At 35.9% G+C, this 20,167-nt stretch carries 16 protein-coding genes and 1 pseudogene; 3 read left to right on the plus strand and 14 right to left on the minus strand.

Going from position 1 to position 20,167, the window contains the following annotated elements; genetic code table 11:
* Window positions 1–209 precede the first annotated feature (209 nt).
* The 6 genes from JFU50_RS25620 to JFU50_RS25645 all read right to left on the minus strand — a co-directional run bounded on the left by JFU50_RS25620 (window position 210) and on the right by JFU50_RS25645 (window position 4,836).
* A complete protein-coding gene (locus tag JFU50_RS25620) occupies window positions 210–881 on the minus strand; it encodes an SOS response-associated peptidase (protein WP_201225187.1) in 672 nt (223 codons plus the stop codon).
* Window positions 882–942: 61 nt separating this feature from the next.
* Window positions 943–1,098: a hypothetical protein gene (locus JFU50_RS25625; RefSeq protein WP_201180823.1), complete on the minus strand. Its 156-nt coding sequence runs from the start codon at window positions 1,096–1,098 to the stop codon at window positions 943–945.
* A 441-nt stretch (window positions 1,099–1,539) separates the two neighbouring features.
* Window positions 1,540–2,295 (minus strand): amino acid ABC transporter ATP-binding protein, encoded by a 756-nt coding sequence (locus tag JFU50_RS25630; protein WP_056527041.1) that lies wholly within the window; start codon window positions 2,293–2,295, stop codon window positions 1,540–1,542.
* A 22-nt stretch (window positions 2,296–2,317) separates the two neighbouring features.
* Window positions 2,318–3,031 (minus strand): amino acid ABC transporter permease, encoded by a 714-nt coding sequence (locus tag JFU50_RS25635; protein WP_223305291.1) that lies wholly within the window; start codon window positions 3,029–3,031, stop codon window positions 2,318–2,320.
* 11 nt (window positions 3,032–3,042) lie between these two features.
* Window positions 3,043–3,705: an amino acid ABC transporter permease gene (locus tag JFU50_RS25640; RefSeq protein WP_242489101.1), complete on the minus strand. Its 663-nt coding sequence runs from the start codon at window positions 3,703–3,705 to the stop codon at window positions 3,043–3,045.
* 255 nt (window positions 3,706–3,960) lie between these two features.
* Window positions 3,961–4,836, minus strand: a complete 876-nt coding sequence (locus JFU50_RS25645) for a transporter substrate-binding domain-containing protein (RefSeq protein WP_201180825.1) — start codon at window positions 4,834–4,836, stop codon at window positions 3,961–3,963.
* Window positions 4,837–5,154: 318 nt separating this feature from the next.
* Between JFU50_RS25645 and JFU50_RS25650 the strand changes: the two genes are divergently transcribed.
* The gene (locus JFU50_RS25650) at window positions 5,155–6,336 is read left to right on the plus strand and encodes an acyl-CoA dehydrogenase family protein (RefSeq protein ID WP_313889344.1); all 1,182 of its coding nucleotides are present in this window, start codon (window positions 5,155–5,157) and stop codon (window positions 6,334–6,336) included.
* Window positions 6,337–6,732: 396 nt separating this feature from the next.
* On the opposite strand, the gene ggt is transcribed toward JFU50_RS25650, so the two are convergent.
* The 4 genes and pseudogenes from ggt to JFU50_RS25670 all read right to left on the minus strand — a co-directional run bounded on the left by ggt (window position 6,733) and on the right by JFU50_RS25670 (window position 12,797).
* Window positions 6,733–8,808 (minus strand): gamma-glutamyltransferase, encoded by a 2,076-nt coding sequence (gene ggt / locus JFU50_RS25655; RefSeq protein ID WP_201224729.1) that lies wholly within the window; start codon window positions 8,806–8,808, stop codon window positions 6,733–6,735.
* A 433-nt stretch (window positions 8,809–9,241) separates the two neighbouring features.
* Window positions 9,242–11,231 (minus strand): annotated as a pseudogene (locus JFU50_RS25660) (TRAP transporter permease).
* 15 nt (window positions 11,232–11,246) lie between these two features.
* Window positions 11,247–11,729 carry a DUF1850 domain-containing protein gene (locus JFU50_RS25665; RefSeq protein WP_342366319.1) on the minus strand — a complete coding sequence of 161 codons (483 nt, stop codon included), beginning with the start codon at window positions 11,727–11,729 and terminating at the stop codon, window positions 11,247–11,249.
* A gap of 93 nt (window positions 11,730–11,822) precedes the next feature.
* Entirely contained in the window at window positions 11,823–12,797 is a 975-nt protein-coding gene (locus tag JFU50_RS25670; protein ID WP_201224730.1) for a TAXI family TRAP transporter solute-binding subunit, read from the minus strand.
* Window positions 12,798–13,164: 367 nt separating this feature from the next.
* Between JFU50_RS25670 and JFU50_RS25675 the strand changes: the two genes are divergently transcribed.
* Both JFU50_RS25675 and JFU50_RS25680 read left to right on the plus strand, forming a co-directional pair.
* Window positions 13,165–14,079, plus strand: a complete 915-nt coding sequence (locus tag JFU50_RS25675) for a LysR family transcriptional regulator (RefSeq protein ID WP_201180835.1) — start codon at window positions 13,165–13,167, stop codon at window positions 14,077–14,079.
* 296 nt (window positions 14,080–14,375) lie between these two features.
* Window positions 14,376–15,398, plus strand: a complete 1,023-nt coding sequence (locus JFU50_RS25680; protein WP_201224731.1) for an NAD(P)H-dependent amine dehydrogenase family protein — start codon at window positions 14,376–14,378, stop codon at window positions 15,396–15,398.
* A 791-nt stretch (window positions 15,399–16,189) separates the two neighbouring features.
* Here JFU50_RS25680 and JFU50_RS25685 read toward each other — a convergent pair.
* The 4 genes from JFU50_RS25685 to JFU50_RS25700 all read right to left on the minus strand — a co-directional run bounded on the left by JFU50_RS25685 (window position 16,190) and on the right by JFU50_RS25700 (window position 20,154).
* Complete coding sequence (locus JFU50_RS25685) at window positions 16,190–16,945, minus strand: IclR family transcriptional regulator (protein ID WP_201180837.1); 756 nt, start codon at window positions 16,943–16,945, stop codon at window positions 16,190–16,192.
* A gap of 356 nt (window positions 16,946–17,301) precedes the next feature.
* Window positions 17,302–19,029 carry a sensor histidine kinase gene (locus JFU50_RS25690; protein ID WP_201224732.1) on the minus strand — a complete coding sequence of 576 codons (1,728 nt, stop codon included), beginning with the start codon at window positions 19,027–19,029 and terminating at the stop codon, window positions 17,302–17,304.
* Between the two features lie 20 nt (window positions 19,030–19,049).
* Window positions 19,050–19,511 carry a GAF domain-containing protein gene (locus JFU50_RS25695; protein ID WP_201180839.1) on the minus strand — a complete coding sequence of 154 codons (462 nt, stop codon included), beginning with the start codon at window positions 19,509–19,511 and terminating at the stop codon, window positions 19,050–19,052.
* Window positions 19,501–20,154 (minus strand): response regulator, encoded by a 654-nt coding sequence (locus JFU50_RS25700; RefSeq protein ID WP_207196336.1) that lies wholly within the window; start codon window positions 20,152–20,154, stop codon window positions 19,501–19,503. Before JFU50_RS25700 ends, JFU50_RS25695 begins: the two co-directional genes overlap by 11 nt.
* Window positions 20,155–20,167: the final 13 nt, after the last annotated feature.

The following is a 20,167-nucleotide window of genomic DNA, read 5'->3' on the forward strand; positions in this document are numbered from 1 at the left end:
TTCATCCATTCACTCTAGGAAAGTGACATCGATACCCGCATCGAAAAGCAAATATAAGAGTACAGTATTTTATGTATTTCCGCAAGGTGTAGCCTAAAGTATTTTATAAAGAGGCTTTTTTCAAATGAGTAAAGAGGAACTTATGAATGATGATAAAGTACTTCACCTTTAATTGAAAAGAGAAAAACAAAAAGAGGTCCTAGGACCTCTCAGCAAATTTGGTGTATTAACTTAGGTGAATTATTTTTAGGTGAGTTCACATCATTCGATACCTCAAAAGCTTCCATCTGTTCAGTATCAAATGATTTTAAGTATTGCTGTAGATATGCAGTATCATTAATTGAAGGATCCAGCCAAGTCTTTTCATCTTCAGGTTTAAGTATAACTGGCATGCGATCATGAATACTAGTCATTAGCTCATTCGGAGTAGTGGTAATAACTGAGCAGGAATATATCGTGATACCTTCAGGTGATTTCCATGATTCCCAGAGACCAGCCATTCCAAATGGGGCATTACTCTTAAGTTTTATTCGCATAGGTATTTTACGTTCTGGTGTCTTCTTCCACTCATAAAAAGAGTCGGCAAGTATCAAACACCGTTTCTTCTTATACGAATTCTTAAAACTTGTTTTCTCAGCAATGGTCTCCGCTCGGGCATTAATCATCTTGTAGCCCATTTTCTCATCTTTTGCCCAGTAAGGTATGAGTCCCCAACGAAGATATCCAAGTCGATTCCTAGATCCGTCATTAATAACGGATAAGACAGAGTGAGAAGGTGCTATGTTGTAGCTGAATTGGTACTCGGCATTAAATGGCGCTTGAATATCAAACCTGTCAATTATTTCTTCAATGTCTGTGAAAAGGGTGAAACGCCCGCACATAATATCGCCTACTGTTTTAAGATTTATTATGATTGTAACAAATGGAGAGTTCAGTAACAAATTAGCGTTCTAAAATCCTAATGTCAGTAAAAGGTTGATTAAATAATTCGCTAGTAATCAATAGTGTGCCAAGGACTTCTCTTTCATCTTCAGCTTTAATAATTTCTGACAGAATTACTGTGCTGCCATTCTTAACTGTAACATTATATTCATTCAAAGTTTCACCCCCTGATATGACTTGATAATTGTTATTATAAACCAAAAACACACTTGTAAAAACTAAAGAGCACCGTCATCAATTAACTAAACGCAAGGAGAAAAGCATTGAAAACATACGTTCAATTATGCAATTTTTTTAATCTAGTGATCAAGTGAAGAGTTAATTTCATCTCGTAGGATCACTAGTTATTTACACGAAATTCCCAAGCAGGTTTTCATAGGTAATTCGTTTTTTGACTACTTCATATAGGCTACACTGAAGCCCATAATTTCATTGATTATTACTGAAAAGAATGATTTTTTATTTCAACACAAGTATGGATTACCATGCGTTTGTTTTAATTACTTATATGTATAGAGTGATCGCTATTAATCTATCGCTCTGGATCAGCTTCAAAAATTCACCCTTTTCTTATTAACTCTTAATTTCATTTAAAAATTAAATGTAAAAAATATAATCCTCCGGTAAGACTCTTTTTAAGAACTTCTTTGTTCTTTCTTCTTTTGGTTTCACAAAAATATCTTTAGGTGATCCTTCTTCTACTACGACACCAGCATCCATAAATATTACTCTGTTTGCTACATCCTTTGCAAAAGACATTTCATGCGTGACTACTAACATGGTTGTTCCTTCTTTTGCTATTTGCTTCATTACTGTTAAAACTTCACCGACAAGTTCAGGATCAAGTGCAGAAGTTGGTTCGTCAAATAGAATAATGTCAGGATTTAAAGCTACTGCTCTCGCAATGCCAACCCTTTGTTGCTGACCACCTGATAGTTCAATTGGGTAAGCATTGTATTTTTCTGACAGACCTACTTTATCTAATGCTTTTTTACCAATCTCATTTGCTTCGGCTTTCGCAATCTTCCTTCCAATAACAAGACCTTCTGTCACATTTTCTAATGCCGTTTTATTATTAAACAGATTATAATTTTGAAATACAAAAGCGATCTTTTGCCTAATTCCATGAATCGCCTTTTTTGATGCTGTTTTAAGATTTACATCAATATCCCCAAAAATTGCATGTCCTTGATCTGCTTTTTCAAGAAAGTTAATGCATCGAAGTAATGTTGTCTTTCCTGAACCGCTTGGGCCCAGAATTACTACCACGTCACCCTTTTCTATTTTTAAATCTACACCTTTTAAAATCTCATTTTCTCCAAATGATTTATGGATATTTGTAATTTCTAACATCATGTCCACCTCCTGCTTCATTTCAAATACCTACTGCTCTATACCTACTTAAACGTTTTTCATACAGCTTAAATAAATACTCTACTAAACTACATAAAATCAGGTATACAAGAAAGATATCAATATAAGCCTCAACATAATTGTAGCCTACATTGGCAGCTACCTTGGCTCTTAGAGTAATTTCTTGCAATGACAATGCATATCCGAGAGATGTTGCTTTAATTAGATTGACTGTTGCTGTACAAATATTTGGTAATGCTACAACTAATGTCTGTGGAATAATAATTCTTCTAAATGCTTGGACATTTGTTAATCCGACTGAATAAGCAGCTTCTAGTTGTCCCTTACTCACTGTGCTTATTGCTGAACGAAACACTTCTATTAGAATAGCTGTCGTATTCAATGAAAAAACAATGAATGCGTACCAAATCGGATTTACATCGTATACATTCATTTCGATGTTATACTTATCAAATATCGAAGCTAGCAATAAGGGTACACTGCTATAAATAATAAAAATTTGAATTATGACAGGAGTTCCTCTTACAAAGGAAACATATATCTGTGCTACACGATTTAAAACTGGAATTTGATTTATTCTTGTTAAAGCAAGCAAAAATCCTAACGGAAGCGCAACAAGTAAAGCTACAATTGTAATGAATAACGCCGTGGGCACCCCTGATAATGCTACAAAAAAGGTTTCCACTAAAAATTTATAATCCAATCCTTCTGACACTCTGTCACCCCCTATGTAGTTGTTATCACTTGTTTTCCTTTACTAAATACCTTCTCTAATTTTAAGAATAGTTGTTCAATAGCAATTGATAATATCCAGTAAATAACAGCTAAAGCAAGATAAATTTCTAATGCATGAGTATTATAATTCCCAGCGATTATAAGTTCTGCTTTCCCCATGATATCTATCAATCCGATTGTATATGCTAGGGCTCCTTCTTTCATCAACTCAAGTAAGCTGTTACCGAAGTTTGGTAAAGCAACTACAAAAGCTTGCGGTAAAATAATTCTCCAGTACGCTTGTGTATTACTTAATCCTACACTTACTGCAGCTTCAAATTGCCCTCTATCTATAGATTCATACGATGTTCTGATAACCTCAGACATGGCAGCTGCAAATTGAAGCGAAAAGGTAATAACAACAAATACCGCTTTGTCAATGTCGTTTAGGTTTACGCCAAAATTATCTGCAATTGCTGGAATCCCATAATAAGTTAGAAATAGGAGAACAATAGATGGTGTACATCTTAATATTGTTGTATACCCATAGGCAATTTTCTTAGCAATTTTACTATTTCCTATTTTCATGGCTGCTAAGATGAAACCTAAGATTGTCCCGAATAGGACCGAAAGACCAGCAACCATTAATGTTACTTTTAGAAAAGGAATTAACATTGGTACTGATTCAACTATGTAATTTACATCAAAGTATTTCTCCATGTTTCACATCCATCTTCTTTTTCCTATTTAAAAGGTTCAATATTCAAAACGTAATCATTCTTCAATATTAGAGGTATATATACAAAAACTTGCCACTCCTTTACTTTTTTGGTTTGAATTGAGGTTACCCACTCAACAACCTAAAATAAGAAAGTGACAAGTATAGCCTCAGTGATTGACTTTTTTAGGCTCTGGTAGATTAGAGTGTTGTTATCTTTTTACAGTTTCCAATACCTCAAACAAATCTCTTCCGTAAAATTCTGTACTTAACTGATTTGTCTTCTTTTCTTCTTTTAACTTTTTGATTGCTTCATCGTAAGCGTCTGCAAATTCTTGTTCTTTTTTGTTAAACAATGGCCAAGTTTTGATTACTGCGAATTCATTGTAAACGAGATCATTTTTTAAATTATGATATGGACCATCTTCTGCTACTTGCTTCTTAAAAGCTCCCTCAATAGCTATTCCACCGTCTACACGGCCTTCGTTTACCCATTGAACTACATCAACTGTGAATGCATCTCCGGCTTTTAATTTTACTTTATTGTCCTTATTGGCCTGGTTATATTCATCAACAATTGTATATTGCGCGTTGTTTGCAGCAATTGGTGCTAAAGAAAAACCAGCTGAAGCAAAGTCTTTTAGATTTTTTATCTTTTCATTTTCTTTCTTTAACACAAGTCCTGCACTGCTTAACCCAAGGAATTCTTTAGGAAAGATAAACTTCTCTGTCCTTTCCTGTGTCCAGAAAGCATTTTTAACCCCTGCTTGATATTTACCTTGTTCAATGCCTACTAATAAGTCATCACTTGATGTCCCAATATATTCAAATTCGTATTCTGGAAGTAATTCATCAACCAATTTCATAACTTCTACATCGTAACCAGTTGGATTTCCCTTCTCATCTAACCAAGACATTGGTTTTGACGCTTGGTCATATGCTATTTTTACCTTTTTTACTTCTGTGTCGCTACTACCTTCATTTGTATTTGCTTCTTTTCCGGACGATGTACTTGAACCGCATCCTGTTAAAAGGGTTACTAATGCTAAACCGGTGGCTACCACATTGAAAAACTTTTTATTTTTCATAAAAAATCTCCTTCTTTTGTTTATTTGTATAATGCTTATTACATACCTTTAACTATCCTCATATAGTAGATCCACCCGTCGCCCTTGAATACCAACTATTTTGGTAGGTTAAGTGAGGTAACTGATAATTTAAATATTAGATTGATAATATTTTAAAGTCAATGTATTTTTTGGAAATCTCTAACTTATAATTTACTGGATATAAATTCCTTGACAACTTAAACCGTCACAATTATCATTTAAACCAATAAGAATAATAGGGATTATTTTGTTAAATTAAATAGGTAAACCTTTAAAATAGCAGGAGGGCAAAACGTGATTAACTTATTTATTAAAACAGAGAGTCAAAAAACGTGGTTACAAAAGTTATATGAACTAGAATCAAAATTCAAAAATAATTCTGCTCAAATTGATGAATTAGCAACCTTCCCAACAGAACACATTCAAGATTTAATTAATATGGGATATACAAGTTCAACTCTTCCCAAAGCCTATGGTGGCGGAGGTTTAAAAATATATGACATGATACTCCTTCAAGAAACATTGGCTAGTTTTGATGCAACAACAGCACTTTCCATTGGCTGGAACCTTGGAGTGATAGGCGAACTTTTTGAAAAAAAGAGTTGGACAGATAAGAACATAAACTTTTTTGCTCATGAAGTTCTAAATGGCGCCTTAGTGAATCGTTCAGTTAGTGAAGCACAAACAGGAAGTCCAACCCGGGGAGGCCGTCCTGGAACAAAAGCTGTCAAAAAAGAGAATTCTTGGGTTATTTCAGGACGTAAAACTTTTACAACCATGTCCCCAGTATTAACTTATTTTCTAGTATCTGCATGGATTGAAGAAAAGCAAAAGGTTGGATTTTTTCTCCTACATAAAGATTTAGTAGGACTAACCATAGATGAAACATGGGACGTAATTTCAATGAGGGGAACTGGAAGCCATGATCTGGTTCTTAAAGAGGTAGAAGTAGATGATTCAAAACTTGTCGAACTTCCTGAAATACCAAGTGGCAGCCAATTGAATGCATGGATTCTTCATATTCCAGCTTGTTACCTTGGCATTGCGCAAGCTGCAAGAGATTACGCTATACAATTTGCTAATAATTATTCGCCAAATAGTCTAAATGGACCTATTAGCCAGCTAGCAAATGTCCAACAACTTCTAGGAGAAATTGATTTGGAATTATTGAAAGCAAGGCATTTCTTATATAGCGTTGCAGAGGCTTATGATGATGAATCACGAAGAGCTCATATCACCAATGAGCTTGGAGCTGCTAAGCATATTGTTACAAACGCAGCAATTACAATTGTAGATAAAGCTATGCGAATAGTCGGTGCAAAAAGCCTTCAACGAAGCAATCCTCTTCAAAGGTACTATAGAGATGTAAGAGCCGGTTTACACAATCCTCCAATGGATGATGTAACAATAAAAAAATTAGCATTATCTGCAATTGAACAGGAGAAATCTAATTTTAGTTATCCTGCACCATCAAAGTAATTTTTGGGGTAAGAGAGCCTGTCCCCTCCATAAATAATAATGTAGCTAAATCAGGTTCTTTAAAATTTTAAACCGGATTTAGCTTAATTCGTCGTATAGTTAATCTTACTTATATTGAATGAGAGGGATTTTATGATCAAGCTGCTTCACCCTTCACTTGCGTTATTTCTAAGTCTGCTTTCGCTCGCGGGCTTTATTTTGATTGGGTGCACACATCCCAAGTGACATCCTTGGCGGCTTTTTCACAGGTGGGTTTTGGCTAAAATAATTCCCCTTATGCACATAGCACAAGGGGAATTATTATCATTCAATTAGGTTTATGACTATCATCACTTTCTCTTCGTTCTCTAAGAGTATTTTTCAACGATAATAGACCTAAAACTTAGAGTAAAAAAATTAATTGGTGATAGTACCATCATCATCAGGATCTTCCACATCAGTTTTGTCTTTTTCTAACAGTACTACTTTATCTTTTTCGTCCCATTCTACTTTGTATCCCAATGATTTCGCGACTTTTATAACTGGTAAATACGATTTATTATCTGGTTTATATGTTTTTAAATCCGCTGTGCCAATTACACCTAAACCAAGTAGCAATTTATCTGACTGAATATAAGGTTTTCCATTAATGATTTTCATTTGATTGGCTGTATAGGGATATACGGCTCCATTCACTTTCAAGGTAAACGGTCCCTTCTTCTCTTCTCTTATTTCTTTTGGCTTTTTCGATTTATAGGATATCCTATCTACCCCAAGGACTGTACCTTGTCTCGTATTATCGGCTCCTCCATACATTTTCCCATGTTCATAATCAAAAATAACAGCCTGCACATTTCCAATATGCTGCGGTTGTTCTTCATATACATGCCCTTTTGCCATTAACTCCAATCTTGTATTTTGTTCAATTCCTGGTTCCCATCTCACAGTCGGATAACTAGCGGAATAAATACGAGGCATTAAAATGGCTTCTTGAATCGACATATGATGATCAATCACATTCATAATTGTTTCAGACACCGATGAGATAATCGTTGCTCCCCCCGGAGAACCAATGGCCATAAATGGCTGACCGTCTTTTAATATAAAGGTTGGAGACATACTGCTTCTCGGTCTTTTTCCTGGCTCTACTTGGTTAACGCCGCCCGGAGTCGCATCAAAATCTGTCATTTCATTATTAAGCATAAATCCATAATCAGGCACCATAATACCTGATCCAAATACTTGTTCAATCGTTGTCGTATAAGAAACCATATTTCCCCACTTATCCATGACAGAGAAGTGAGTCGTTTGTCCAATTGGGGTCTTCTCTTCTTTTACTTTCACCCTAGAAGTAGGTTCTTTGCCTTCATATTTCCATGGATCTCCTTCTTTTACATCAGCGGTTGATCTATTTGCCTTAATAAGTTTTCTTCTTTCTTTTATATAGTCGTCATCTAAAAGTCCTTTTTTAGGTACATCATAGAAATCTTCATCTGCCATATACGCTGCCCGATCAGCAAAAGCCAAATGCGTTGCTTCAGTTAGATAATGAAGATATTCTGGTGAGTTTGCTCCCATCTTTTGTACATCGTAACCTTCCATTAATTTCAGGATTTGTTGGACAGTCAAACTGCCAGAACTTGGTGAAGCTGCCCCTGCCAATTCGAATCCTCTATATTCCGATCTAATCGGTTCTCTTTCTTTCACCACATAATTCTCTAAATCCTCTGTAGTCATTGTTCCTTCGCGTTTTTGCACTTCTTTGGTAAGTGCTTTACCAATTTGGCCACTATAAAATACTTCCGATCCTTGTTTTTTAATTAATTTAAGCGTCTTTGCCAGATCTGGTTGAACGAGGGTATCTCCCTCTTTCAAGGGTTGGCCGTTAGGAACAAACACATTTGCTGCCGCTTGATTATTTTGAAGTTTTTTTACATTTTCATCGATGTATTGAGCAGTGATCCAATTGACTTTAACCCCTTTTTCAGCTTGTTTAATTGCTGGATCTATTACTTGAGATATATCCAACGTTCCATATTTCTCAAGAGCTGTTTCGACACCCTTTAACGTTCCTGGAACTCCTACTGCTTTTCCAGTAGTGTGACGCTTACTAAAAGGAATTGGTTTTCCTTTTCCATCTAAAAAAAGTTCAGGCGTTACATTTTGCGGGGCCATTTCACGACTATCAATCATCGTAATTTTATTTTCCTTTTTACTATAAATCATAATGAAACCACCGCCACCAATTCCAGACATCATTGGTTCCACTACGTTTAACGACAATTGAATGGCAGCTGCAGCATCGACCGCGTTTCCTCCCTGTTTTAATATTTTTATACCAGCCTCAGCAGCTAACGGATGAGCAACGGATATTATTCCTTTTGTTGCCCCCTTTTTCATTGACTTATCTACCCCAGGCACACTTGCAAAAGCCGGTGTAATCATACAAAAGAAACTGAAAGTAACTAAAATAAAACTTTTTATAAATTTCATAAATTAGTCTCCTTTCAAAATGATTATTGTTTCTAAAACAAATGAGATAACTAATGAAACTTTTACTGATCTACACAAATTCACAAAGGGCTGTTACAGGATTCGACTACAATTCACTATTATCAGACGGAATGTGCGTGATGCACTCTATACTATATAAAAGCAGTTTGAACTGACTGAAGCACATTCTTTTATTCTCTCTTTTTGTCAAAATATGAATTGGAAACTTTACCTCATTAAACCACCCCCTTAAAATCAAAAATTAAAATTTGATTTAGATTTCTTATGCTATAAAAAAAACCATTACCTGCTTTTCTTCAACTCTAGTATTTATTGATACCATTCGTTGTCCTTACGATTATAGTCACAAAGAGTACAAACACATACCTTACACCCTCTGCTTGCCCATATAATATCGTTGCAGGTATGATTTCTACATATTTTGTTTATGTTCCAATATATTAGAACTGTTATCCTTGTCTCGATTCCTCAAATATTGTAAACCAAGTAATATTACAAACGTAGTTAATCCAATAATGTCCGAAATTGTTTCAGGATAGATTAATAGCAGCCCAACCACGATAGCAAGGATTCTTTCTAACCAGTGCATCCCCCTCACCCAGTAACCAATTACACCGGCTCCAATTGCGATCATACCCGTCATTGCTGTAAGAACAACCCATGCAACTTCCATCCAAGTTGTATCAATCATAAGCATTTGCGGAGAAAGTACAAAAATGTATGGAATAATAAATGCGGCTATTGCCAGTTTTGATGACTCTATCCCAGTTTTTATCGGTTCTCCACCAGAAACTCCTGCAGCTGCAAAAGCTGCTAATGCAACTGGTGGTGTTATGTCTGCAATTATTCCAAAGTAGAAAACGAATAAATGTGCCGATAAATCCGGTACACCTAGTAAAATTATTGCAGGCGCCGCAATTGTGGATGTGATTACATAGTTTGCAGTTGTCGGTGATCCCATTCCCAAAACAAGTGCTGCTACCATCGTTAGCATAAGTGTTGGTATTAAATATCCACCAGACAAATCGATTAAACCATTTGCCAGCTTTAGCCCTAATCCCGTTTTCGTCACAATTCCTACAATAATACCTGCTGATGCAGTGGCAGCTGCTACTGCAAGTGCTGTACGAGCTCCATCAACTAATGCATAAATAATATCAATGAATTTCATACGTACATCTTTGTTAATAAAGCCCACTATGACAGAGATGACAATTGAGTACAGTGCAGACATGTGTAACCGTTATATTTGACATGAGTAATAAAACAATGGCGATTATCGGAATTAATAAATAAATCTTACCAAATACTTCTTTCTTACTAGGCATTTCTTCTTTGGTTAACCCACGCAATCCAAGTCTCTTCGCTTCAAAGTGTGTCATTATCCAAATTCCTGAAAAGTAAAGTATGGCTGGAATGGAAGCTGCTTTAGCTATATCCCAATACGTAATCCCGTTACCAATAAACTCAACCATTAAAAATGCAGCAGCCCCCATTATTGGCGGCATTAATTGACCACCTGTTGAAGCAGCTGCCTCTACTGCACCAGCAAATTCCTTTTTATATCCAAGGTTTTTCATCATCGGAATCGTGAATGCTCCTGAAGTAACAACATTAGCTACAGAGCTTCCGCTTATCGTTCCTTGAAGAGCACTTGAAAAAATTGCAACCTTTGCAGGCCCTCCTATTCTTCTACCAGCAATCGCTGTTGAAAGATCATTAAAATATTGACCAACCCCTGTTCGAATAAGGAAAGAACCAAACAATAAAAACAGGAAGATAAATGTAGATGAAATCGCTAATGGTGTGCCTAATATCCCCTCCGTAGAGAAAAACATCGTTTGTACCATACGCTCAAAGGTTAAACCACGATGTGATAAGAACCCAGGCATATATTGTCCAAAAAGTCCATAGAGAACAAATACTATGGCAATAACCATAATGGGAAGACCTACTGCACGCCTAGTAGCCTCAAGTACAAGTAGAATCGCTACTAAACCAACTGCAAAATCCAAAGTGCCTAAACGACCAACATTCATAACGAGATCCTCGAAAAATAATGGCCAATAAGCGCCTACTCCAATACTAAGAACAGCTAAAATAATATCGTACCAGGCAATTTGGAACTTTCCCTTTTGACGTTTCTTGCGGTTTGCGGGGAATAGTAAAAAAATTAAAGAAAGTGCAAAACCTAAATGTATCGTCCTTTGAATTTGTGCTGTAAAAACACCAAAAACAGCCGTATATAATTGAAATAATGAAAAGGCTAAGAGACCGATAAAAGCAATGTAACCCAAAATACCTGTTAATTTCCTTGTTCCCGCTTCAGGATCGTATTTTTCTAATAGTTCCTGTTGTTCTTCTTCCGTTAAATACTTCGCTATTTCGTTATCATCAGCCATTTATATTCACTCCATTCAATTGTTCCCAAAATGAAATTTTTTTGGAGAAATTCTGATCCATGTGCCTGGCTTAATAAAACTTGAAAATGTGTATGTACACCCCTTATAAATTAACCGATGATTTGCTCTAACTTTCCCTATTCTTAAATCAATATATGCAAATTGGCGATTCATATTTTTTATATAATAAGTGCCGTCTTTCTCTTCAAATACTTCGTCACCTTCTGCATTAGAAGGCATACCAACTGCAAAATCTTTATATGCAAGCTCGGTTAGTTTCATTTTCTTGTCGGATAAGTGATAAGTTTCGAGTACTTCTGATAAGTGAATAGAGTGTGTATACTTTATTTGAACAGTTTTTTCTTTTTTCAACGGTAAATATGCTAGTAATTCCTCTTGATCCTGGTAAGAAAAAGCAATGACTTGTTTATATGGAAAGAAGAATAGAAAAGCGCTAAACAATAGTAGAGGTATACAATAAATCGTAAATTTCTTCACTCTCATAGATACCCCTTTCAAAATTAGGAATCTATTTTCCAGAAAACAAAAGTCGATAGAACACATATAGCGTACTACCGACCATTATAGTGTTTACTGAGTTACACCTTTTTCTTTAAAGTATTTAGCTGCACCAGGATGAAGCTCCATATCCCCTAATCCTTCAAGTGCCGTTTCAGGTTTAATGAACTTACCTTTTGCATGTGTGATTTTGTCTGTATTTTCATAAATAGCTCTTGTCATTTCGTATACTAATTCTTCATCAAGATCCTTTGATACAACTAACATTGCTTTAACAGCCACCGTTTTAATGTCAGATTTTATTTTATAAGTGCCACTAGGAATGGTATCCTCTGCATAGTATGGATATTTGTCAACCAATGCTTGAACTTTGTCGTCTTCCATTGGAATAATGACAATATCATTTTGTACAGATAACGCTTCAACCGCACCAGTTGGTGTGCCTGCAGTTATAAATGCTGCGTCAATATTACCTGCCTGGATTCCGTCAGTTGACTCATCAAAAGATAGATTTTGTGCTTTAATATCTTTGTCTGATAATCCATGAATTTCTAGAATTTGCATGGCATTAATGTATGCTCCTGATCCAGGTGCGCCCACTGATACTTTTTTTCCTTTTAGATCGCTAACTGATTTAATTCCACTTTTAGCTGTCGTTACAAGTTGTACCGTTTCCGGATATAAAGAGCTGATTGCTTGGATATTATCAATTGGTTTTCCTTCAAACATTTCTTTTCCTTCAATTGCATATGCTCCGATATCTGTTTGCGAGAAAGCAATTTCAGCTTCTCCCACTCTCAAGGTTTCCATGTTTTCAGCTGAAGCACCGGATGTTTGGGGTGTTATATTCGCCTTTGTGTTATCAGAAATGATATTTCCAATTTGTCCACCAAGTGGATAATATGTACCGCCAGTTCCGCCAGTCAATAGACTTAAGTTTTGGCTTCCACCGCCGGAGACACCTTCTTTACTGCCACTACATGCTGTCATGATTCCGATAAGCATCAAGATACTAACTAATAGAAAGCCACTGTATAATTTTTTCATTAAAATCCTCCTTTTGCATTTTTATCACCATTTAATAGATGATATTGTTAATATTCTACCGACTACCTTGATTTACCTGTATTTTCCAGTTAGACCTTAGTACTGAAAAATCTCTAGGAATAAATTATTATTTCTTACAAAATCAGTAAAATACAAGGCGTAAATGGGTCAAAATACTGCAAATAAATAAGAAAATTCAATCATTTGTGAGTGGAAATCCCTAATTATACAGCTCCACCCTTTATTAAAGGATAATATTGACTCTTCTATATTAGAAATATATTATTGTTATAAACTTATAAGTGTTCATTATAAAAATTACCTTTTTGGCAGTGATTCTTGAAATCCAACTGAAGTGAGTGATCATATGAATTTTCTATCTCTACGCTATTTTATAGAGATTTCTAACCATCTTAGTTTCAGTGAGGCATCCAAAACCCTGCATATTTCCCAACCCGGGCTAAGTCAACAAATCTCTTCCCTTGAAAAACAACTAGGTTTTAAACTTTTAAATCGAACAACAAGAAAAATCACATTAACAGAGGAGGGAGAGTACATCTATAAAAAACTCGCTCCTTCCTTCGATGATATTGAGAAAACGATCAATTACATAGTTGAAAACAAGATTATCCCCAAACCTAAAATAGAAATCGCTACCGTACCCTCTGCAGCTAGCATTTATATCCCAAAGCTATTAAAAAAGTTTCTTGGGGAATATCCTGATGTTGAATTTTATCTACATGAAACAACATCATCAAGGGCTGTCAAACTAGTTAATCAACAAAATTATCACATCGGGTTTATCCGAACACCCATTCACAATAACATAATTGCCCATGAAGGATTGAACATGATTGAATTCAAAAGATTTCCATTACAATTAGTGGTTTCAACTGTTCATCCACTAGCTCAAAAGGATTCTATACACTTATACGAAGCAAAGGATGAATCTTTCATTCATTATGATGCGGTTCAAGCACACTCCCTTCAATTTCTATTGGAAAAGGCTTGTTTAACTGCTGGATTTTCTCCGAAAGAATTATGTAAAGGATCGGAATTATTAACTATAGCTAATTTGGTCTCTAATAACCTAGGCGTTGCTCTCATGCCCAAAGATATGATTGGTTTGTTAGGGACAAGTAACGTTAAAGCTTTAGACATCGATAACACTGAATTAACTAGTTCCATTTCAGCGATATGGAAAAACAACGATGATACGTCATTATTAACTAATCAAATTTTGCATACTCTACAAAACGATCCAACGTTTTACGATAGATAAGAGTTTTTTATTTTGATCCAGAATAAACATTAGGTTATTTTTAAAAAAGAGGCCCTACCAAAAGTAAAACCTTTGGTAGAGCCTCTTTTACATAAATTTATATTGATTATTCAATTTCAATTATAATCCAAATAATTTTCCCGCTTTGAACAAATACGTTTCTTGATAATTCCCCCTTTCTTTAAGTACTCCCTTCTATAACCAATATTTATAAGTATATAAAAATTTACTATTTTTATTATTTATCTTACCATGTTAGCATTTTTTTATACGATATTTGAAAGGATGAGAGATTATTGACTAAACAACATTCAAAATTTTCAGTATTCGGACTCGGCCCTATTGGTATAGAAATTCTCCGCAGTGCATACCAAACTAATCCACACTCGATTATTGGTGTTATAGATATTGATCCTGAAAAGATTGGAAATGATATTGGGTTATTAATCAATGAAAAACAAACAGGACTAAATGTAGTATCCAGTATACAAGAAGTAAAAACGAACACAGATCATCCTGTCGCCCTTCATGCAACCGGTTCTAACTTACAACAAGTATGGCCACAAATCAAAGAACTTCTAGATCATGGTTTTTCAGTCGTTTCTACCTGCGAACAGCTTTCTTTCCCCTGGGACCGTTACCCTGAACTTGCCAAGGAAATAGATGATTACGCTAAGGCTAAAAGGCTTAGTGTCATTGGGACTGGCATTAATCCAGGATTCATCATGGATACATTGGTCATCTGTTTTTCAACAGTATTAACAACGGTCAATAAAATAATTGTCAACCGTAGGGTAGATGTTTCAAAACGACGCATTCCCTTACAAAAAAAAGTCGGTATCGGTATGCCCAAAGAAGAATTTGAATCCTTAGCTGAACAGAATAAAATTGGGCATGTTGGGCTTGAAGAATCTGTCAGATTAATCGCTTATGGTCTCAATTGGAACCTTGCAAGTGTAAACAATACAATTGAACCGACGATTGCTGGAGAAAATATTACCGTTCCACTTACTTCCTTAAAACCAGGAGATGTAAATGGCCTTCATCAAGTATCCAAGGGCAAGACCTCAAATGGAAGGGAAATATGCTTGGATTTGACTATGTCTGTTGGAATTAATCAAGAAGATGAAATTATTATTGAAGGAAACGAAACGCAAAGATTGATCATTCCAAATGGTATTTTTGGAGATACTGCGACCGCTGCAATGGTTATCAATACCGCTAAGCAGATCGATGCCATTCGCAAACCAGGGTTACTTACCATGGCTGACATTGGAGTACCAAGGAATATATATCAATCCGAATTTGCACGTATTTAAATGCAGAAACAGCATCACTGGGGCGAAGTGTAACCTGCTCTAATGGCTTAAAAAAATAGACAACACAGAATATGTTCATTTCTTCAATAGTTTATTATATTTCCTTGACGTGTACGAGAATTCTAGATTTGAAAATAGGATGATTCCCGTACACGTTTCGTTTCTTATTCGATGAATTTCCTAATTATTACCAATTATGTTTTAGTTCATTTTATTTGTTCCCTTACAAGAGTAAATATCGTATTTTAACAGTCTACGTGGACAGATTAAATTATAAAATAAAGTATTGTTTTATTTTTCTGAGGCATACGCCGTATAAAAAAATCAGCTTCTTCACAAGCAGATATTTATTCAACAAAAATGTTATGGAAGACGGTATCAAAACTATCATAGGTGACTATGATACTGAAAAAGGTTGGAGAGCTCAATTTATATGCTTAGATGTTTTAACAACTCAATGAGGATAAAAACTGTTAGTAAAATGATAACAAAAACCCCAAAAACCACCTAATCGTAAATGATTAGAGTGGTTACACAAATTATTCCCTTAGTTGAGATGAAGCATTCACTACCTTCAAGGAACCAAGTGGTAAAAGGTTCTCCTAAGAAATATCAAAGAAAGGTCTGCTCATGGTTGTTTCCGTTCGGGAATGGCTTTCCATAGTCCTATCCCTCAACTTTTAGAAATTCCAAGTAAATCTTATGGAAACAAAAATCAGATAGTATAGTACTGAATTGAATTGGGGGACATACAAAGTTTATTAATCTGCTACCTCTTTTTCGGTTTTAGTTTACGAAGTTTGAGAACCTAGTTTCAATGAAATTCGTCTGGCGGCATTCGTTACTTTTTCAATTAATTCCGGCAAGCGATCTTCTTGAAATCTTGCATCAATTCCAGCTACGCTTATACCTGCTACAATTTGATTTTTACCGTTAAGTATTGGTGCACTTACGGATTTTGTATAATCCTCTAATTCAGAGGAAGTAATCGTATAACCTTTCATTCTTGCATCTTCCAAAGCATGACGGAGTATTTTTTTATCTGTTATCGTTCCAATAGCAATTGGTTTTAATTCTATATTTTCGAGATATGCTTCACACTCTTCTTCAGACAAATAGGCGAGTATTATTCGAGAGTCACCTGCGTACAGTGGTGAACGCCTTCCGATTGAAGTATATAAACGAACAGGATGCAACGTATCTACCTTTTCAATATACATGGCTTCGTTAGTATCTCTCACAATTAGATTCACAGCTTCTTCAACATCATCTCGAAGTTCTTTCATAATGGGGTATGCGATTTTTCTTATATCTAAACGCTCCCCTACGAGTTGTCCAAACTGCAAGAATACTAGCCCAAGTGAATAATAACCATCATCATCTCTTGTTAAAAACCCCATTTCTTCTAATGATCCAATCATACGGTGCAGAGAGGTTTTTGGGAGGCCAGAAAGTTCCATCATTTCATTAAAAGTGAGCCTGGAATGATTTATGAAAAGGTTAAGAATCTGCATTGACTTTATAACGGTTTTATTTTGTGATTGCATACATGGCTCCTTTCATGATTTTAGTATTTTTATTAGTGCAGAAGATAGAAATTGGTGTTCACCTATACTATCAATTTATTATAAAACAAAGCACAAAAGTTGTAATTGAATAAGACTGTTTTCGCATAGATTGTTATTTTGCATAAATGCTCTGAGCACATATTCATATTAGCTTCGTAGCGGTTTTCTTCATAACTTTCAACTTTTATTTGCTTGTAAATTGGAAGCTTTCGCCATGGGTTATAAGCTTAACAGACCCCTTAGAGGATCTTTAATGGGAATATTATCTTAATGCGTAAAGCTATCAGGAATTCCTTGGGAGCTAAATTTACCTGATCGTTACAAAAAAAATTTCTTTACAAAGGTATTTCCAAAAATACTTTTGTCCCTTTCTCCTCAACAGAATGAAGGGAAAGGTTTCCACCGGCAGCTTTGGCTCTCTCTTCCATACTGAATATGCCTACTCCACGGGTAACCTTTTCTAAATCAAATCCCTTTCCTTTATCCTCTATAACCACACGAATTTCGTCATCTATTTCCCGAATCGTCACTGTTGCTTCTTCGGTTTGAGCATATTTACGAATATTCGTTAATGCTTCTTGGATTACACGGTAAATGGTAATTTCTTTGTTTGTATTCAGACGGCAATTTAAATAGCAGTCAAAATGGATCTTGATATGGTGATGCTCTGAAAACCGGACCAAATAAGAGCGAATGGCTGGGAACAAACCAAGATCATCAAGTACTGATGGCCGCAGTTCCCATGATAGGTGTCGGAGTTCTTCGATAATTTCAGTTGCTTCATCTCGCATCTGATCTAAAAGAGGATGACTCATTTCTGTCTGCAGCCTGTTAATCGTGATGAGATGGCTGTATAAGTTTTGTCCGATACCATCGTGAAGCTCTCGAGAAAGGCGTTTCCTTTCATCTTCCTGAACATCAATGATTTTTCCCGTCATTTTCTGAATCTCTTCTTCCGCAATCTTCCTCTTGGTCACTTCATAGCGAATCGCTAAATACTGGTATGGTTTATTGTGCTCATCAAGAAACGGAACTATAGTCGTATCTACCCAATAATAGGTTCCACCCTTGGTCTTATTTTTAATCTCACCTTTCCATACTTTCCCCGATGAAATTGTTCTCCAAAGATCATTGAAAAATTCTCTAGAATGAAATCCCGAGTTAATAATTCGATGATTCTGTCCAATCAGCTCTTCCTTTGAAAACTCCGAAATCCGGCAAAATTGATCATTAACAAATTTGATGGTCCCTCTTTGATCGGTTATAGCTACAATTGATGAAGCATCCAAAGCAAATTGAAAATCGACAAGTTTATTTACGGACTTTTTCAGTTCCTCTACAACTCGTTTATATTCGGTAATTTCCTTCCGAATTGCCAGGTATTTATAAGGGCTCCCTATTTCATTTAAGAAAGGGACAATTGTGGTATCTACCCAATAATAGGTTCCATCCTTTGCTCTGTTCTTAATTTCGCCCCTCCATACACTTCCTGTCGAGATTGTTATCCAAAGATTTTGCATAAATTCCTTTGAATGATAACCTGAATTGATAATTCGATGATCCTTCCCTATAAGTTCTGCTGCTGAATATTGGGATACAGCACAAAATTTCTTGTTTATGGATTGTATCTTGCCTTTTTCATCTGTAAAAGCGACAATCGTTGATTCATCGAGTGCGTACATTAAATCAACCAGCTCATTTATGGGATAGGTTTGCTGTTGATTAAGTCGTGATTGGTCTTTCACTTTATGGAACACGACTAAGTAAAAGACCTCTTTTTCAAGCGAAAAGGCATTTACCCTGAAAAAAAGTGAAAAAGTATGTCCATCCCTGTGGATTCCGAACTGGTGGATTATTTCCCCTTCCCCACTGGCCTGAAGATTTGCTCCTGGCATAAGATTCAAAAGCTTTTCTCCTATTAATTCATGATTTAAATAACCAAAATTTTCATATACCTGTTGATTCGCAAATGAGATGACGCCTGATTCATTAACGAGAATTGTCGCTTCGCTGGACCCAAAAGAATTCTCTTTTTCCATTTCCAAATGATTATTCCAGTCCATACATAGTCCTCCTGTTGCCGTTAAATTGAGCTGTTTAATTCCTTTTCCAATCTTTTCGCTGCATCAAGGATCGTATGCTGGTCACTTTCAGAAATAGGCTGTTTTGTTCTATTACCTACTAATAATACACCTTTGAGAACACCTTTAAATTGAATTGGAACTGCGAAAGCGTAGCTGAGATTTTCCGCGAGCATGATAGGATATTCTAGTGCTTTACCCAGAATATTATTAGGAAAATCTTCAATTCCCATCGGTCTGCCTGTTGATATTACCTTACCTGCTATCCCTTTTCCATATCGAACTGTTATTCTTTTGTATTTATCATTTCTGTTCCCGGCGGCATAATGCCAGCTTACGTCTGGACCGATGCTGTTTTGTAAAGCCAGTCCAACAAAATCACAGTTCAATTCTTCTAATACTTGTTCACACGCTTGTTTAAATGGTTGATCTTTTCTCGATTTATTGCACACGTTAAATTCCATACCCTAATAACCCCTTTTTTAAAGCAAATGCAACAAGTTCAGGTCTTGTTTTCATCTGAAGCTTCTCCATCAGGTTTCCTTTATGGGTTTCAACCGTTTTCACACTTATAACAAGCTGTCCGGCAATTTCTTTATTGGAAAATCCTTTCGCAATCAAGGTCAGGACCTCTTTTTCACGGTCCGAAAGCAGATTGAAAGTATCAGAGGTCCCCTGCTTCACACTGCCTATGTATACTTCCATTAACCTTTTAGTTGCAGATGGATGAAGGTAAGCATTTCCGGTCGAAACAGAGCGAATAGCTACCAATAATTCTTCATGTGGTGCAGTTTTTAAAATACAGCCTGAAGCACCCGCTTGAATAGCTCTGAACAAATATTCTTCATCATCATGCATAGTAAGTATTAATATGGCTACTTCAGGCATTAGTTTTTTCAGTTCTGAAGTTGCTGATAAGCCATCTTTCCCATGAGGCATGCTTAAATCCATGACTACCACATTTGGCTGGAGCTCTAGTGCTTGCTGTATTCCTTCGTTCCCCTCGGAAGCTTCCCCTATCACTTCCATATCAGAATGATTATTTAATAGCATCTTTAAGCCCATTCTTACAACGGCGTGATCATCGCAAAGCAAAATTTTTATCAAAGCTGTTCCCCCT

The organism is Peribacillus sp. TH14 (assembly GCF_016651145.1).
Classification (GTDB): Bacteria; Bacillota; Bacilli; order Bacillales; family DSM-1321; genus Peribacillus; species Peribacillus butanolivorans.

What these genes read in the sequence shown, in the direction of transcription:
- JFU50_RS25620 (WP_201225187.1), bottom strand. Translation starts at nt 881, where the DNA reads ATGTGCGGGCGTTTCACCCTTTTCACAGACATTGAAGAAATAATTGAC.
- JFU50_RS25630 (WP_056527041.1), bottom strand. Translation starts at nt 2,295, where the DNA reads ATGTTAGAAATTACAAATATCCATAAATCATTTGGAGAAAATGAGATT.
- JFU50_RS25640 (WP_242489101.1), bottom strand. Translation starts at nt 3,705, where the DNA reads ATGTTAATTCCTTTTCTAAAAGTAACATTAATGGTTGCTGGTCTTTCG.
- JFU50_RS25645 (WP_201180825.1), bottom strand. Translation starts at nt 4,836, where the DNA reads ATGAAAAATAAAAAGTTTTTCAATGTGGTAGCCACCGGTTTAGCATTA.
- ggt (WP_201224729.1), bottom strand. Translation starts at nt 8,808, where the DNA reads ATGAAATTTATAAAAAGTTTTATTTTAGTTACTTTCAGTTTCTTTTGT.
- JFU50_RS25670 (WP_201224730.1), bottom strand. Translation starts at nt 12,797, where the DNA reads ATGAAAAAATTATACAGTGGCTTTCTATTAGTTAGTATCTTGATGCTT.
- JFU50_RS25675 (WP_201180835.1), top strand. Translation starts at nt 13,165, where the DNA reads ATGAATTTTCTATCTCTACGCTATTTTATAGAGATTTCTAACCATCTT.
- JFU50_RS25685 (WP_201180837.1), bottom strand. Translation starts at nt 16,945, where the DNA reads ATGCAATCACAAAATAAAACCGTTATAAAGTCAATGCAGATTCTTAAC.
- JFU50_RS25690 (WP_201224732.1), bottom strand. Translation starts at nt 19,029, where the DNA reads ATGGACTGGAATAATCATTTGGAAATGGAAAAAGAGAATTCTTTTGGG.
- JFU50_RS25695 (WP_201180839.1), bottom strand. Translation starts at nt 19,511, where the DNA reads ATGGAATTTAACGTGTGCAATAAATCGAGAAAAGATCAACCATTTAAA.